Genomic DNA, 15,074 nt, shown 5'->3' with positions numbered 1-15,074 from the left:
TCATCCCCATGAGCGAAATAACTTCGCATTATCGAAAAGCTAGCTGAAACGAAGTGGCGGAGGCTGAATGAACTTGATTTCAAATATCTGGATTCGTTTCATCCAGCTTGGCCCCCTAAAGCAGCTCACAGCAGTAATTCTCTTGTCAATTCCTCTTTCAGCAATTTTTGGCGGCTGGTCGCGAATATCAGATGTCGCTGTCGAACCTGGATCTTGCATTGCAAATCACAAAGTCAGCCTGATCGGCGTCATAACCTTCAACTACGCATTTTTCGATGAAGACTGCGCGCTACATCAGACCGCAATGAAGGTAGCTGAGGCCGCTGCCATCACCGAACCACACGATCCCGCGATGATGGCTGTGGCTCTTACGACGCTCGCGAACATGCATCCAGCGTTTGACGAGGCCCTAGGAAAAGTCACTGACCAGATGATTGGGGTATCCGACGACATGCAATAATCGTGTATGCCACTACAAAACGACCGTTTCTGGCCACGCCCGAAGGCTGACTGGATTTCAATGCCTTGACCGCACCAGAACCCCGCGGCGAAACCTTCGGGGTTCTGGCAGGTTTTCGGCCGGCCGTATAGCCCCTACCCCAGCACCGCCTTCACCGATTTCGCCGTCACATCCACCACCCGGTCGGCCTCTTCCCGTGTCAGGCACAGCGGGGGCGCGAAGCCGAGGATGTCGCCTTGCGGCATGGCGCGGCAGATGACGCCCTCTTTCGCCATTTCGGCCACCACGGCGCCCGCGGTTTTCATCGGCGGGTCGTAGAAGGTGCGGGAGGCCTTGTCCTCCACCAGTTCCACGGCGCAAAGCATCCCCTCGCCCCGAACCTCGCCCACATGGGGGTGGGAGGAGAGGGCCTCACCCATCTTCGCGGTGAAATACCCGCCGACCTCGCCTGCGTTCTGAACCAGCCCCATCTCGTCGATCAGTTTCAGGTTCGCCACGCCCGCGGCGGCGCCGATGGGATGGGCCGAATAGGTCCAGCCATGGCCCAGGGGGCCGTTTTCGTCGGTGCCCTGTTCCAGCACCTTCCACACCTTGTCGGAGATGATCGAGCCCGACAGTGGCGCATAGGCGGAGGTCAGCCCCTTGGCGATGGTGATGATGTCAGGCTTCAGCCCGTAATGGGTGGAGCCGAACATGGTGCCCAGCCGGCCAAAGCCGGTGACGACCTCATCGGCGATCAGCAGGATGTCGTTGGCCTCCAGGATCGGCGTGATCGCCTCCCAATAGCCGGCGGGCGGGGGCACGATGCCACCGGTGCCCATGACCGGTTCGCCGATGAAGGCGGCGATGGTGTCCGCGCCCTCCCGCTCGATCAGCGCCTGCAACTCTGCGGCGCAGAAGGCCACGAAATCGGCCTCCGTCATATCCAGATCGGGGCGGCGGTAGTAATACGCGGCCTCGGTGTGCAGGACCGGGTCAAGCGGCAGGTCGAACTTGTTGTGGAAGGCGGCCAGCCCGGTCAGCGAGCCGGTGATCAGGCCCGAACCGTGATAGCCGCGCCGACGGCTGATGATCTTCTTCTTCTCCGGCCGGCCGAGGATGTTGTTGTAGTACCAGACCAGTTTCACGTTGGTCTCGTTCGCGTCCGACCCGCTGAGCCCGAAATAGACCTTGGACATGTGATCGGGCGCGCGGTCCATCACCATCTTCGCCAGCGTGATATTGGTTTCGGTCCCGTGGCCGACATAGGCGTGGTAATACGCAAGTTCCTTCGCCTGCTCTGCGATGGCCTCGGCGATCTCGGTCCGGCCGTAACCGACATTCACGCAGTAAAGACCCGCGAAGGCGTCGAGGAACCGGTTACCCTCCCGATCCTCGATGAAACAGCCCTGCCCGCCGGTGACCACGCGCTGGGGGGCCTCTCCGCGGGCGAATTGGCCCAGATGGGTCGAGGGGTGGAAAAAGTTCTCACGGTCCCACTGTTCCAGCATGTCGTTCTTCAGCATCGGGCTGTCCTTTCGTCTTGCGCCGGGCCCAAACGTCCGGGCCTCAGCGGCGCGTTGCGGCAGATGCGGGGGGTCTTCCCCGGCTTGGCCCAGCCTTACCGGAAGCGGGCCGCTGTCTCCACCCCGTGCCCGTGCCTTTCTGTTAGGCGTCCCGCCCGGATCCCGGCCGTTGGCATCGCACCGCCCCTTGACGATGCTTTGGCCCTCTTGTCACATCGGGTGGCGCGTGCCCGCCCCACACCCTGTGACCGTTACCCGTCCCAAGGCCCCGAAAGGCCCCGACCGGACGGGAAGGAGCTTTTGTGCGATGAACGACCAAATCGTCCAGTTCGGCTATGCCACCGAGGGCCGAGCCCCCTTCAGCCGGGCGGAATACGACCGGCGGCTGGGCCTTGTGCGCCGCGCGATGGAGGAGCGAGGCATCGACATCCTGTTCGTCGAGGACCCCTCGAACATGGCGTGGCTGACCGGCTATGACGGCTGGTCGTTCTATGTGCATCAGGGGGTACTGGTGTTCCACGATGCCGACCCGATGTGGTGGGGCCGCCAGATGGATGCCAATGGCGCGGTCAGGACGGTCTGGATGGCCGGCGTGCACATCACCCATTATTCCGACGCCTATGTGCAGTCGAGCGAACGACACCCGATGCAGCATCTGGCGGGCATCATCCGCGATCTGGGCTATGGGGCGAAGCGCGTGGGCGTTGAGATGGAGAACTACTATTTCTCCGCCAAGGCCTATGTGACCCTGCGCGACAGCCTGCCAGAGGCGGACCTTGTCGACGCGACCGCCCTGGTGAACTGGCAGCGCACGGTGAAATCCGACGAAGAGCTGGATTTCATGCGCCGGGCTGCGAAGATCTCGGAAAAGATCATCGACGGGGTGGTGGAGCGGATCGAGCCGGGCCTTCCCAAGAACGAACTGGTGGCCGACATCTATCGCGACGCGCTGACCGGGCTGGACGGGGACTGGGGCGATTACCCGGCCATCGTGCCGCTGCTGCCCTCGGGCACGGATGCCGCGGCCTCGCACCTGACATGGGACGGGCGAACGTTTGAAGGGGGCGAGGCGACGTTTTTCGAGATCTCCGGCTGTTACCGGCGCTACCACGCGCCGTTCTGCCGAACGGTGTTCCTTGGGACGCCACCGGATTACATGATCCGCGCCGAGGCCGCGCTGATCGAAGGGATCGAGGCGGGACTTTGGGCCGCCAAGGCCGGCAACCGGGCCCGCGACATCGCCAACGCGTTAAACGCGGTGCTGGAACGGGCGGGCATCGAACGGGGTGCGCGCTGTGGCTATCCCATCGGGTTGTCCTATCCGCCGGACTGGGGTGAGCGGACGATTTCCTTGCGCGCCGAGGATGACACGGTGCTGGAGCCGGGCATGACCTTCCATTTCATGCCGGGCCTGTGGATGGAAACCTGGGGGTTGGAGATCACCGAGTCGATCCTGATCCGCGAGGATGGCCCGGCCCACACGTTCTGCAACCGCCCGCGCAAGCTGTTCGTGAAACCTTGATGGCCACGCTGGAACAGACCCGCGCGATCCTGGCTGACCTGGTGGCCTTTCCCACGGTGTCGTCGGAGTCGAACCTTGAACTGGTGGTCCATGTCGCCGCGATGCTGGGCGAACTGGGCGCCCGGGTCGACCTGTTTCACGACGAAACCGGGCACAAGGCGAACCTGTTTGCCACCTTCGGGCCCCGCAACACCGATGGCGGGATCGTTCTTTCGGGCCATACCGACGTGGTGCCGGTGGCCGGACAGGACTGGTCGACCGATCCGTTCGAATTGCATGAGGCCGAGGGGCGGCTTTTCGGGCGCGGCACCTGCGACATGAAAGGATTCGTCGCCTGCGTGCTTGCCATGGCCCCGACCTATGCCGGGCTGAACCTGCGCCGCCCGCTGCATATCGCGCTGACCCATGACGAAGAGGTCGGATGCCTTGGTGCGCAGGCGCTGATCCGGGAACTCGCCGCGCGGGACTTGCGCCCAGCCATCGCCATCGTGGGCGAGCCTACGGCAATGCGGATCGTCGAGGCGCACAAGGGCTGCTGCGAATACACGGTCGAATTCCACGGGCTGGAAGGGCACGGGTCGACCCCCGCCGCCGGGGTGAACGCGGCCGGCGCGGCGATCCGCTATGCCGCGCGACTGATGGAACTGGCCGAGGCACTGAAGGCCCGCGCACCGTCGGACAGCCCCTTCACCCCGCCGGAAACCACCGTGAATATCGGCCGGATCGCGGCGGGACATGCCCATAACGTCATCCCGGGTCATGCGGAACTGTGCTGGGAAATGCGCCCGGTGCAGGCCGCCGACATGTCCTTCGTCAAGGATGAAATGGCGCGTTTCGTCGACGACACCCTCTTGCCCGACATGCGGGCCGTCCACCCCGACGCCAGCATCGTCACACATGTGATCGGCGAGGTTGCCGGGCTGGAGCCGCAGGCCGATAACCCCGCGCGCGACCTGATCGGCGACCTGACGGGCCGGACGGCGGCGGAAACGGCCCCCTTCTCGACCGAGGCGGGGTTGTTCCAGTCCCTCGGCTGTTCGGCGGTGCTGTGCGGGCCCGGGTCCATCGCGCAGGCCCACAAACCGGACGAATACATCGCGATCAAGCAACTTGGCCAATGCCTCGACATGCTGAACGGGCTAGCCGCCGCGCTGACCGACTGAGGTTCGCGACCAGCGGCCTATTCCGGTTGAGGCATCACCGTCAGCATGTCGCCGTGGCTCCACACCACGGCCTCATAGCAGACCTGCGCGCCCGCGCCGCCGCACCAGCCGCCATCGCGCGCGATCAGCAGGATCGGACGCCCCTCCCATTCGATCATGCGCCAGTCTTCCGCCTGAAAGGACCAGACCTCCTCCCCGATCACGACATGAAGCGTGCATCCGCCCGAGCCGCAAAAGATCGACAGGGCCGAGCTACAGGAAAACCGGCTTTCGTCGATCACGGTGTCGAGCGTTCCGTCGCCATCCAGATCGACCCGGGACACCGCGTCCCCTTCCGAGAAGTTGCCCCGTTCGTAGGACGCACACATCTCGTCCGCCTCGGACAAAAGGTCGTCGACAACCCCGCCAAGCACCGGCGCCGCCACAAGGCCAAGAACCGCGCCCCAGATGATAGCCGATCGCATCTGCACGTCCTCCCTGCAAGGCCCGGCCCCGGCGGACCGGTGCCGCTCTTTTCAGCTTAACAGTGGAAAGGCCCCCGAACCAGCCGCCGGTGATGAAACCGGATCTGGACGCCGCGACATGTATTCCTTATGTCTTTTGTAAGAAATGCAGGAGTCACCATGTCCGAGCCGCAGGAAAAGCTGGAGGGCACGCCCCTCATCAAGCCGTCTTCGACGGACCATCCGCTTTACGATCAGATCGTGGAGGCATGCCGCAGTGTCTTCGACCCCGAGATCCCTGTGAACATCTACGATCTCGGCCTGATCTACACCATCGACATCGATGACGAGAACGCGGTGACAATCATCATGACGCTGACCGCGCCCGGCTGTCCCGTGGCGGGCGAAATGCCCGGCTGGCTGGCCGAGGCGATCGAACCCGTGGCCGGGGTCAACCGCGTCAATGTCGAAATCACGTGGGACCCGCCCTGGGGCATGGACATGATGTCCGACGAGGCGCGTCTCGAATTGGGCTTCATGTAAGCGTAACGCGAACGTCGCGCGGCCGTCACAGACCAACGTCACATCGATTCCGTCTGATAACTGATCCAGAACGGAGACTTCGATGACGTTCCCCCGCCTGACGGCAACCGCCCTGCTGGTGGCATCCGCGATGCCCGCCCTTGCCGCGGATATCGAGTACGGGCCACGCCCGGCCTACCTTGTCGACCGGATGGAAGACGGCCCGCTGAAGCAAAAGCTGGCCGCCTGCCTTGGCCAGACGCCGAAGCGCAGCGATTTTTCCATCGGCCACCGCGGCGCGGCGCTGATGTTCCCCGAACACACGCGCGAATCCTATGTCGCAGGGGCGCGAATGGGCGCAGGGATTGTCGAATGCGACGTGACCTTCACCAAGGACAAGGAACTGGTCTGCCGCCACGCCCAGAACGATCTGGCCACAACGACCAACATCCTGGTGACGGACCTCGCCGATACCTGTGTCACCCCGTTCACGCCCGCCGGCGGCTCTACCGGAGCAAAGGCCCAGTGCAGGACATCCGAACTGACGCTGGAGCAGTTCCAGTCGCTGTCGCCGAAGATGGATGCCGCCGACAAGTCCGCGACCACGCCGGCGGCCTATCAGGGCGGCGTCGCCGACTGGCGGACCACGCTTTACGCGGGCGACGCCACGATCATGACTCACAAGGACTCGATCGAATTGTTCAAGGCGCTGGGCGTGAAATTCACCCCGGAACTCAAGTCCCCCTCGGTCGAGATGCCTTTCGACGGCTTCAGCCAGCAGGACTACGCCCAGAAGATGATCGACGAATACAAGGCCGCTGGCGTTCCGGCCTCTGACGTCTTCGCGCAGTCCTTCAACCTCGACGACATCCTCTACTGGATCGAGAATGAGCCGGACTTCGGCGCGCAGGCCGTGTACCTGATGGATGAATACGACATCGAAGGTTACGACCACATGGACCCGGCCACATGGCCGAACACGATGGAAGAACTCAAGGGCATGGGCGTGAACTACATCGCTCCGCCGATGTGGATGCTGGTGACCGAGGAAGACGGCGAGATCGTGCCCTCTGAACTGGCCAAGCAAGCCAAGGCCGCCGGCCTGAAGATGATCACATGGACGCTGGAACGCTCCGGCCCGCTGGCCAGCGGGGGCGGCTGGTACTTCCAGTCGATCGAGGGTGTCACCGACAATGACGGTGTCTATTTCGAACTGCTCGACGTTCTGGCGCAGGATGTCGGCATCGTTGGCATGTTCTCCGACTGGCCGGCGACCGTGACCTATTACGCCAACTGCATGGGCCTTTGATCCCGACAGACCACATCAGGGGGGCAGTCCGACCGGGCTGCCCTTCTTCCTGTTCGATGTCCCCAAATCGTCGGCCAAGCCCCCGTTGCGACATTTCGCCCTTGAGCGCCGCCCGCCGAGACCCTAGCTTTTCTCCAAGAAGAGGAGACACCCATGTTCGGCACCCCCGGAAATCCGCCCGTCACACTGACCCCCGCCGCGGCGGCGCAGGTCGCGAAGCTCATGGGCAAGCAAAACGCGGCCGCCCTGCGTATCGGCGTCAAGAAAGGCGGCTGTGCGGGGATGGAATACACGATGGACTATGTCGCCGACCTCGATCCGCTGGACGAGGTGGTGGAACAGGACGGCGCGCGGGTCGCCATCGCGCCCATGGCGCAGATGTTCCTTTTCGGGACACAGATCGATTACGAGACCTCGTTGCTTGAATCGGCATTCAAGTTCCGCAACCCCAACGTGGTGGATGCCTGCGGTTGCGGCGAATCGATCAAGTTCAAGGACATCGACGAGACCACCGAAGGCTGATCCTGCCTGCGCTCAAATAGGCCGTTCCGCCCTGTGCCGAAATGCCCTAGGAAGACCGCCGAACAAACTTCCCGGGAGGAATACACATGCGCAAGAAGCTGGCGGCCGGAAACTGGAAGATGAACGGCACGGGCAAGTCGCTCGAAGAAGTGGTCCAGTTGTCGATGGACTACATGACCTCGAATATCGACATCCTGATCTGCCCGCCCGCCACGCTGATCGAACGCATGCTCCACACCGCCGTGGACAGCGCCGTCGCGGTTGGCGGTCAGGATTGCCACGCAAAACCCTCGGGCGCCCATACCGGCGACATCTCGGCAGAGATGCTGAAGGATGCCGGCGCGACCTATGTCATCCTCGGCCATTCCGAGCGGCGCACCGACCATGCAGAGACGGACGCCGTTGTCCGCGCCAAGACAGAGGCCGCACTGGCCGAGGGACTGGTGGCCGTGGTTTGCGTGGGCGAGACAGAGGCCCAGCGCGACGCGGGCCAGACACTGGCGGTGATCGAGGCGCAGCTTGCAGGCTCCCTTCCCGATACTGGCGTCGACGGCAAGACCGTGGTCGTCGCCTACGAACCGGTCTGGGCCATCGGCACCGGCCGGGTGCCCACGCTGGACCAGATCGCCGAGGTGCATGATTTCATGCGCGCGGAACTGACCAAACGGTTCGGCGACGATGGCAACCGGATCCGCCTGCTTTACGGTGGGTCGGTCAAACCGGGCAACGCCGCCGAGATCTTTGCGGTGTCCAATGTCGATGGCGCGCTGGTGGGGGGTGCCTCGCTCAAGGCCGCCGATTTCTCCGCCATCATCGCGGCGCTGGAAGCGGCCTGAGGCCGACACGGACCGAAGTAGCATCTACGTCGTTTGAGGGGCGGCAGGCCCCTCAAACGGTCTTGGGCAGACGATGCGCCGAAGCGCTGTCAGCCCGCCAACGACTCTCCCATACGCAGGATCGGCTGGAACCCGCCATAGATCATGCGCTTTCCGTCAAAGGGCATCTCGCCCAGCTCTGCCATGCGCGGATCTTCCATCATCCGGCCCCATCCCGCGTCGCGTGTCGCCTTGTCCGGCCAGATCGTCCACGAGAATACGACCGTCTCGCCCGGCTCCGCCTTCACGGCCAGCGCGAATGAGGTCAATTCTCCATCCGGCACGTCATCCCCCCAGCATTCCCAGGCGGCGCTGGCCCCAAACTCCCGGAACAATGGCCATACCGCTTTGGCATAGGCGATATAGGCGTCCTTCCGCTCATCCGGCACAGCAGCCACGAATCCGTCAACATACGGCACGATCGTCGATCTCCCTGCGATGGCCCGGGCGCAAGCGCACCACGGGCCGCTTTTCCCAAGGGAAGTGTAGCAGGATTCGGGCGAACAGGGACGCGCGACAGCCGCGTCCCGTATCTGTTGTGGGGTGATGAGCGAACCGGCTGCGCCGGGTCAGTTCGTTATGATCTCTGGCCCCATCAGGCTGGTGGGCAACCATGTCGATAGCCACGGCACATAGGTTACAAGGATCAGGAAGACGAACAGCACGCCAAGAAACGGCAGCGCGGCCTTCACAACCCGCATCATCGGCATCCCCGCCACGCCCGAGGTGACGAACAGGTTCAGCCCCACCGGTGGCGTGATCATCCCGATTTCCATGTTCACCACCATGATGATGCCCAGATGGATCGGGTCCACCCCCAGTTCGATGGCGATGGGGAACACCAGCGGCGCCACGATCACGATCAGGCCCGAAGGCTCCATGAACTGTCCGCCGATCAACAGGATCAGGTTCACCACGATCAGGAACATGATCTTGCCGAAGCCGGCCTCCAGCATCGCGCCGGCGATCTTCTGCGGTATCTGCTCGTCGGTCAGGACATGCTTCAGGATCAGCGCGTTGGCGATGATGAACATCAGCATGATGGTCAGCTTCGCCGCATCCAGAAGCGTGCGCTGCGTATCGCGGTGCACGAACCCAGTCACCAGCGCCCAGGGCCGCTGCAGCAGCGTCTTCGGCGCGCCACCATCGCGAGCGGCCAAGGGCCCCATGTCCCGATAGACGAAGACGGCAATCAGGAACGCATAGACCGAGGAGACCGCCGCGGCCTCGGTCGGGGTGAATATGGCCCCGGTGACGCCGGGAATGCCGTAGATGCCGCCCATGATGATGACGATCAGCATCAGGCCCCAGAAGGCTTCGCGGAACGACGCCGCGACCTCCCCCCAGCCCTGCCACTCACCCTTGGGCATGTTGCGGATATGGGCCATGATATAGATCGCAGCCATCAGCATCAGACCGGCGACAAGGCCCGGGATGACACCGGCAAGGAACATCCGCCCGACAGAGACATCCGTGGCAGACGCATAGACGACCATCACGATGGAGGGCGGGATCAGGATGCCAAGGGTGCCCGCGTTACAGATTACACCCGCCGCGAAGTCCCGCGTATATCCCACCTTCCGCATCGCCGCGATGACGATGGAGCCGATGGCCACAACGGTTGCGGGTGACGACCCCGACAGTGCGGCAAACATCATGCAGGCGAAGACGCCCGCAATCGCCAGCCCGCCGCGCAGATGCCCCACACAGGCAATGGAGAAACGGATGATCCGCCGTGCCACGCCACCGGTGGACATGAACGAAGACGCAAGGATGAAGAACGGGATGGCCAGAAGTGTATAGTGCCCTGCCATCGCCTGATACATCGACTGCGCAATGGAAGCGAGCGAGGCATCGGAGAAGGCCAGCAGGAACAGCATCGACGCCATGCCAAGCGATACCGCGATGGGCACGCCGATCAGCAGGAAGCCGACGACCATGGCGAAAAGCAGTGCGACATCCATGGTTCAGTGCCCCTGTTCTGCAGCAGTTTCGGCGACCGCGTCTTCGGCCTCATGGCTGACGATCAGGCCCTGCTGGCGGCCCGTCACGATCCGGATGCCAACCTGGATCAGGCGATAAAGCATCAGTGCGACGGCCACCGGGATCATCGTGTAAGGCACCGCCACGGGCAGCTTTTCATACGGGTCCTCGCCTTCGGGGAGGAACAGAAATTCGATGGGGCCGCGCAGGATTTCCGGCATCGGCACGCGTTCTGTCGGCACATAACCGCGATAGTCCCACGGTTTCATCTCTTCAAAGCCGGTAGGGAACCACCGGCCCGTGGTGGGGGCAAGGTTCGCAAACGGCGCCCAGTAGTCATAGGCGCCCTTCATCAACAGGGCCGCATAGGCGATACAGATGGCCAGCGCGATCAGGGACAACACCCGACGGGCGCGCGATGTGACCGTGTTCAACAGCGCATCCACGCCCAGATGCATGGTGATCTTGAACCCATAGGCGATGCCGAACAGCACCAGCCATGCAAACAAGGCCAGCGTGACCTCCAGCCCCCAGATCAGCCCGGTGTTGAATCCGTAGCGCAGCACCACATTGACGAAGGTGACCAGCACCATCAGCCCAAGAAGCGTCGCGATCACCGTCTCCTCGAAGGCGTGCACAAGACGCCCGAGCACGGTTTTCGGCCGGTAAGATGCGCTCATCTTCGGTGGCCCCCAGTTGTTCGAAAAATCCCCCAAGAGGGCGGCCCTGATAGCGGGCCGCCCCCGATCCTGTCAGACGCGCATCAGTGCTGCGCGTTGATCTCTTGCGCGGCGGCGATGTTGTCGGTGCCGACATCGCCCTCGAACTTGGTCCAGACCGGCTTCATCGCCTCGACCCAGGCCTCGCGCTGTTCGGGCGTCAACTGGCGCACCACGCCGCCGGCCGCGATGATCGCCTGCTTGGCCTCCTGGTTGACCGCCTCGGATTCCGCGTTCCGGGTTTCGGTCACTTCGGCGATAAGCGTTGCGAGTTGATCGCGGACCGCCGGGTCAAGCCCGTCCCACCACTCGACCGAGGTCACGACGAGATAGTCGAGGATGCCGTGATTGGTCTCGGTGGTGCCGTCCTGCACCTCGAAGAACTTCTGGCCGTAGATGTTCGACCAGGTGTTCTCCTGCCCATCGACAACGCCGGTTTGCAGCGCGCCGTAGACCTCGGAAAAGGCCATCGGCTGCGGGCTGGCCTTCAGCGCCTCCATCTGCGCGACCAGAACGTCAGAGGTCTGAACCCGGAATTTCAGGCCGGCGGCGTCTTCGGGCATCACCAACGGCTTGTTGGCCGAGAACTGCTTCATGCCGTTGTGCCAGAAGGCAAGGCCCAGCAGACCGCGGCGGGCCATCGATTCCTTCATCGCCTGACCGATGTCAGAGGCCTGGAAGGCGTTCACCGCGTCGACGTTCTTGAACATGAACGGCAGGTCGAAGATGCGAAACTGCTTCGTATACTTTTCGAATTTCGAGAGCGACGGCGCGGCCATGTGCACATCGCCGTTCAGCATCGCCTCCAACACCTGGTCGTCGTTGTAGAGCGTGGAGTTCGGATAGACCTCCATGCAGGCGGTGCCGTTCATCTCGGTGTTGACCCGCTCGGCCAGAAGAGTCGCCGCGATCCCCTTGGGATGACGGTCGGTATTGGTCACATGGCTGAACTTGATGACGATTTCGCCATCGTCACATTGTGCAAGGCCGGCGCCGGCCGAAAAGGTCAGCGCCGCGGCGGCGGCGGCCGCAGTCAGAAATTTCATTATGGTTGCCTCCCGGTTAACCAGTTGTCCCAACGCAACACACGCGCCCACTCCCCAGGGGACGCGTGACTTGGGACTATTGCCCAAGATGGCCCGGGCCTCAAGCAAAACCGGCAACCGGTAAGAAGATGTAACCAAATGGACAGGTCCGTCGCGATCAGGCCTGTTTGGCGTCCTTCGATGTCCAGAACGGCAGATGCGCCCGGTTGAGCGCTGCTTTGATCCCGTCGGGGTCGGTAATCCGCAGCCAGCCATACCCGGCCTCGATCAGGCCTTGTGCCACCAGCCGCCCGATCGAACGGTTCACCGAGTTCCGCGACAGGCCCGCCATTTCCGCAATCTCGGACTGGCTGACTGGGAAGTTCCGCTCTCCGTCATTGAAATCGTAAAGGCGGCGCAGCGTGATCATCACACGGACGTCATTATTCTGGTGTACATTCGCAAGAAGTAAGAGCGCGAGGTTGTCGAAGTGACTGGCCGCATTCATGCAGACATAGCGCCATGTGTCACCATCTTCGCGGGCCATGGCCTCGACATGGGACAGGGACACAGACAGGGTCGTGACCGGCGTGCGCGCAAACAGACTGGCGCGCCGCGGCACGCCATCGGCCGTGCCGATCGTCCCGCCCCAGTACCCCGGATGGGCAACGAAGGCGAGGCGCGCCGCCGACGGACCCGCATCGAGGAACACGGAGACGAGCCCGTCTGCGCAGCCGAACATGTCGGCCGACGGATCGGCCATGTGGCACAGGGCCTCTTCCGGTTCGACACGGCGCAGCCTTGCATTCTCAAGCAGTCGTTTTGAAAAATCTTTCGGGACGCGGCTAAGCCACCCCCGCTGGCACAAACTTTGTTTCGCGGTTTCCAAATCCATCTGAATTCATGTCCTCATTACGTCTTTGTAAGGTTTAGCCTGAGACTCACTCACGAATTGCACTCGAAATTACAGTGCGTTGTGTAAATATGTCCCCGCTGACATTTTGGATCACCTCAAAAAACACACGTTTAACGGGATTTTTGCGGGTATCCCCTTTCCCATGATGGCTGTAATGCAGACCCTTTCCAATGGAATTAAGCAAGGTCCAACACGTTAGGACATCGAACCGTTAAGTTTTTCCTAAGACCCGCCGACACGAGCCTGCGACAATCAGCCTTGATCTGAGTCATGGCTCAAGACGTCGCAATCGGGGAAACACCGGCGGACGGGTTGTGCAGGACGCATCCACAGACTATGCGCCACAGGGGGTTTCCCCGCCCGAGGAGGATACCTAGAAGGAAAGGAGCGGGGCGACCGTCCCGCTGCATGAGGACAGCATGAACCAGCAGACTGCCGTGACCGACACCGAGACCAAGAAAAAGAAGGCCCTGCCCGACGCACAGACCGTGACCGAGGTACGCCACTACACCGACCGTCTGTTCTATTTCCGCACGACGCGCCCGCAGACGCTGCGCTTCCGTTCGGGAGAGTTCGTGATGATTGGCCTGCCCGGCGACGACGGCAAACCGATCATGCGCGCCTATTCCATCGCCTCGCCGTCCTGGGACGAGGGGCTGGATTTCTACTCGATCAAGGTGCAGGACGGCCCGCTGACCTCCCGCCTGCAGCACATCAAGGAAGGCGACGAGATCATCCTGCGACCCAAGCCCGTTGGCACGCTTGTCCTTGACGCGCTTCTGCCCGGCAAGCGTCTGTGGTTCCTCGCCACCGGCACCGGCATCGCCCCCTTCGCCAGCCTGATGCGCGACCCCGACACCTATGAGCGGTATGACGAAGTCATCATGATGCACACCTGCCGCGAGGTGGCGGAACTGGAATTCGGCCGGCAACTGGTCGAAAGCCTGCCCGAGGATCCGCTGATCGGGGAATTCGTCGGCGACAAGCTGAAATACTACCCCACCACCACCCGTGAAGAATCCAAGTGGATGGGCCGGGTGACCGACAACCTCGCCTCGGGCAAGGTCTTTGCCGATCTGGGGCTGGACGGCACGCAGATGGACCCGGCGATCGACCGCGCGATGGTCTGCGGCTCGCTGGACTTCAACAAGGACGTGATGGCGATCATGGAAGGCTGGGGCCTGCGCGAGGGCGCCAATTCCGAGCCCGCCGAATACGTGGTCGAGAAGGCCTTCGTCGGCTGAACCGTCCCGAAAACGATCACGGGTGCCCCGTCTGGCCCACCGCCGGCGGGGCATCTTTCGTTTACGCCCCTGCCCTATCGGTCGTGGCGCCCGGTTGCCTGACGGCAGAACACGGGGCCGCAGGTCCAAAACCCCAGCGAATCCGCCTTGAAACGCGCGATTTCGAACGGTAGTTTATGCACCACCCAATCGAAGCCACAAAAGGAATGGCACCATAGCTCGCAGACCGCACAACGCGCCCCCCACGCGCGAAACCGGACCCCGCGTCAACGACCGCATTCGCGCCCCTGAGATCCGCCTGATCGGCGCAGAAGGTGAAAATGTCGGCGTCGTGAAACCCGCCCGGGCCCTTGAACTGGCCCAGCAGGCCGGGCTTGACCTTGTCGAGATTTCCCCCAACGCCACACCGCCCGTCTGCAAGATCATGGACTTCGGCAAGTTCAAGTACGAGACGCAGAAACGCGAGGCCGAGGCGCGCAAGAAACAGAAGATCATCGAGGTCAAGGAGGTCAAGTTCCGCCCGAACACCGACACCCACGACTATGATGTCAAGATGCGCAACGTCGTGCGGTTTCTGGAAAACGGCGACAAGGTGAAGGTCACGCTGCGATTCCGCGGCCGCGAGATGGCGCACCAGAATCTTGGCCGTGACCTGCTGGAACGGGTCGCCGAGGACGTCAAGGAGATCGGCAAGGTCGAGAACATGCCGAAGATGGAAGGCCGACAGATGATCATGATGATCGGTCCCCTGAAATCCTGAAGTGGGGTGCCCCCCCCTTGGCACCGCAGGGCCGTCCGTTCGGGCGGCCTTTTCATTTAAAGTTCTAAACAGCTTCTTTCCCGGTAACGTCAGCGAAAGAACTCTC

The 15,074-nt window shown here is 62.7% G+C and carries 16 protein-coding genes; 9 read left to right on the top strand and 7 right to left on the bottom strand.

Features of this window, described 5'->3' with window-relative positions; translation table 11 throughout:
* Nucleotides 1-67 precede the first annotated feature (67 nt).
* Nucleotides 68-460, top strand: a complete 393-nt coding sequence (locus RGUI_RS15710) for a hypothetical protein (RefSeq protein ID WP_081534686.1) — start codon at nucleotides 68-70, stop codon at nucleotides 458-460.
* A gap of 134 nt (nucleotides 461-594) precedes the next feature.
* On the opposite strand, the gene RGUI_RS15705 is transcribed toward RGUI_RS15710, so the two are convergent.
* Nucleotides 595-1,965 (bottom strand): aspartate aminotransferase family protein, encoded by a 1,371-nt coding sequence (locus RGUI_RS15705; protein WP_081534684.1) that lies wholly within the window; start codon nucleotides 1,963-1,965, stop codon nucleotides 595-597.
* Between the two features lie 307 nt (nucleotides 1,966-2,272).
* Here RGUI_RS15705 and RGUI_RS15700 point away from each other — a divergent pair, with 307 nt between their 5' ends.
* Both RGUI_RS15700 and argE read left to right on the top strand, forming a co-directional pair.
* Nucleotides 2,273-3,487: a M24 family metallopeptidase gene (locus tag RGUI_RS15700; RefSeq protein ID WP_081534682.1), complete on the top strand. Its 1,215-nt coding sequence runs from the start codon at nucleotides 2,273-2,275 to the stop codon at nucleotides 3,485-3,487.
* Nucleotides 3,487-4,650, top strand: a complete 1,164-nt coding sequence (gene argE / locus RGUI_RS15695; RefSeq protein ID WP_081534680.1) for an acetylornithine deacetylase — start codon at nucleotides 3,487-3,489, stop codon at nucleotides 4,648-4,650. The genes RGUI_RS15700 and argE overlap by 1 nt, the downstream gene beginning before the upstream one ends.
* Nucleotides 4,651-4,667: 17 nt before the next feature.
* On the opposite strand, the gene RGUI_RS15690 is transcribed toward argE, so the two are convergent.
* Nucleotides 4,668-5,114 carry a hypothetical protein gene (locus RGUI_RS15690; protein WP_081534678.1) on the bottom strand — a complete coding sequence of 149 codons (447 nt, stop codon included), beginning with the start codon at nucleotides 5,112-5,114 and terminating at the stop codon, nucleotides 4,668-4,670.
* A 159-nt stretch (nucleotides 5,115-5,273) separates the two neighbouring features.
* Between RGUI_RS15690 and RGUI_RS15685 the strand changes: the two genes are divergently transcribed.
* From RGUI_RS15685 to tpiA, 4 genes are all read left to right on the top strand, one after another.
* Nucleotides 5,274-5,636, top strand: a complete 363-nt coding sequence (locus tag RGUI_RS15685; RefSeq protein ID WP_081534676.1) for an SUF system Fe-S cluster assembly protein — start codon at nucleotides 5,274-5,276, stop codon at nucleotides 5,634-5,636.
* Nucleotides 5,637-5,718: 82 nt separating this feature from the next.
* Nucleotides 5,719-6,924, top strand: a complete 1,206-nt coding sequence (locus tag RGUI_RS15680) for a glycerophosphodiester phosphodiesterase family protein (protein WP_081534674.1) — start codon at nucleotides 5,719-5,721, stop codon at nucleotides 6,922-6,924.
* 153 nt (nucleotides 6,925-7,077) lie between these two features.
* Nucleotides 7,078-7,446: an iron-sulfur cluster assembly accessory protein gene (locus tag RGUI_RS15675; RefSeq protein WP_081534672.1), complete on the top strand. Its 369-nt coding sequence runs from the start codon at nucleotides 7,078-7,080 to the stop codon at nucleotides 7,444-7,446.
* 86 nt (nucleotides 7,447-7,532) lie between these two features.
* Entirely contained in the window at nucleotides 7,533-8,282 is a 750-nt protein-coding gene (gene tpiA, locus RGUI_RS15670; protein WP_081534670.1) for a triose-phosphate isomerase, read from the top strand.
* Between the two features lie 89 nt (nucleotides 8,283-8,371).
* On the opposite strand, the gene RGUI_RS15665 is transcribed toward tpiA, so the two are convergent.
* The 5 genes from RGUI_RS15665 to RGUI_RS15645 all read right to left on the bottom strand — a co-directional run bounded on the left by RGUI_RS15665 (nucleotide 8,372) and on the right by RGUI_RS15645 (nucleotide 12,811).
* The gene (locus tag RGUI_RS15665) at nucleotides 8,372-8,740 is read right to left on the bottom strand and encodes a DUF1428 domain-containing protein (RefSeq protein WP_081534668.1); all 369 of its coding nucleotides are present in this window, start codon (nucleotides 8,738-8,740) and stop codon (nucleotides 8,372-8,374) included.
* Between the two features lie 150 nt (nucleotides 8,741-8,890).
* Nucleotides 8,891-10,285, bottom strand: coding sequence for a TRAP transporter large permease (locus RGUI_RS15660; RefSeq protein ID WP_081534666.1), 1,395 nt, complete (start codon nucleotides 10,283-10,285; stop codon nucleotides 8,891-8,893).
* A 3-nt stretch (nucleotides 10,286-10,288) separates the two neighbouring features.
* Entirely contained in the window at nucleotides 10,289-10,984 is a 696-nt protein-coding gene (locus RGUI_RS15655; RefSeq protein ID WP_081536124.1) for a TRAP transporter small permease, read from the bottom strand.
* Nucleotides 10,985-11,067: 83 nt separating this feature from the next.
* Nucleotides 11,068-12,069 (bottom strand): TRAP transporter substrate-binding protein, encoded by a 1,002-nt coding sequence (locus RGUI_RS15650; protein ID WP_081534664.1) that lies wholly within the window; start codon nucleotides 12,067-12,069, stop codon nucleotides 11,068-11,070.
* 157 nt (nucleotides 12,070-12,226) lie between these two features.
* Entirely contained in the window at nucleotides 12,227-12,811 is a 585-nt protein-coding gene (locus tag RGUI_RS15645; protein ID WP_172841166.1) for a Crp/Fnr family transcriptional regulator, read from the bottom strand.
* 572 nt (nucleotides 12,812-13,383) lie between these two features.
* Here RGUI_RS15645 and RGUI_RS15640 point away from each other — a divergent pair.
* Together RGUI_RS15640 and infC are read left to right on the top strand one after the other, a co-directional pair.
* Nucleotides 13,384-14,208 carry a ferredoxin--NADP reductase gene (locus RGUI_RS15640; protein WP_081534660.1) on the top strand — a complete coding sequence of 275 codons (825 nt, stop codon included), beginning with the start codon at nucleotides 13,384-13,386 and terminating at the stop codon, nucleotides 14,206-14,208.
* Nucleotides 14,209-14,422: 214 nt separating this feature from the next.
* On the top strand, nucleotides 14,423-14,968 hold the full coding sequence (gene infC / locus RGUI_RS15635) for a translation initiation factor IF-3 (RefSeq protein ID WP_081534658.1): 546 nt from the start codon (nucleotides 14,423-14,425) through the stop codon (nucleotides 14,966-14,968).
* The last annotated feature ends 106 nt before the right edge of the window (nucleotides 14,969-15,074 follow it).

The sequence above is a fragment of the Rhodovulum sp. P5 genome (assembly GCF_002079305.1).
GTDB lineage: Bacteria > Pseudomonadota > Alphaproteobacteria > Rhodobacterales > Rhodobacteraceae > Rhodovulum.
Note: the sequence above shows the minus strand (reverse complement) of the source record. Positions and strands in the feature narration are given on the sequence as shown.

Coding starts and splice junctions, on each gene's coding strand:
- RGUI_RS15660 (WP_081534666.1), bottom strand. CDS start 10,285: ATGGATGTCGCACTGCTTTTCGCCATGGTCGTCGGCTTCCTGCTGATC.
- tpiA (WP_081534670.1), top strand. CDS start 7,533: ATGCGCAAGAAGCTGGCGGCCGGAAACTGGAAGATGAACGGCACGGGC.
- RGUI_RS15640 (WP_081534660.1), top strand. CDS start 13,384: ATGAACCAGCAGACTGCCGTGACCGACACCGAGACCAAGAAAAAGAAG.
- RGUI_RS15690 (WP_081534678.1), bottom strand. CDS start 5,114: ATGCGATCGGCTATCATCTGGGGCGCGGTTCTTGGCCTTGTGGCGGCG.
- RGUI_RS15700 (WP_081534682.1), top strand. CDS start 2,273: ATGAACGACCAAATCGTCCAGTTCGGCTATGCCACCGAGGGCCGAGCC.
- RGUI_RS15645 (WP_172841166.1), bottom strand. CDS start 12,811: ATGGCCGATCCGTCGGCCGACATGTTCGGCTGCGCAGACGGGCTCGTC.
- RGUI_RS15685 (WP_081534676.1), top strand. CDS start 5,274: ATGTCCGAGCCGCAGGAAAAGCTGGAGGGCACGCCCCTCATCAAGCCG.
- RGUI_RS15650 (WP_081534664.1), bottom strand. CDS start 12,069: ATGAAATTTCTGACTGCGGCCGCCGCCGCCGCGGCGCTGACCTTTTCG.
- RGUI_RS15655 (WP_081536124.1), bottom strand. CDS start 10,984: ATGAGCGCATCTTACCGGCCGAAAACCGTGCTCGGGCGTCTTGTGCAC.
- RGUI_RS15675 (WP_081534672.1), top strand. CDS start 7,078: ATGTTCGGCACCCCCGGAAATCCGCCCGTCACACTGACCCCCGCCGCG.
- RGUI_RS15705 (WP_081534684.1), bottom strand. CDS start 1,965: ATGCTGAAGAACGACATGCTGGAACAGTGGGACCGTGAGAACTTTTTC.
- argE (WP_081534680.1), top strand. CDS start 3,487: ATGGCCACGCTGGAACAGACCCGCGCGATCCTGGCTGACCTGGTGGCC.
- RGUI_RS15710 (WP_081534686.1), top strand. CDS start 68: ATGAACTTGATTTCAAATATCTGGATTCGTTTCATCCAGCTTGGCCCC.
- RGUI_RS15680 (WP_081534674.1), top strand. CDS start 5,719: ATGACGTTCCCCCGCCTGACGGCAACCGCCCTGCTGGTGGCATCCGCG.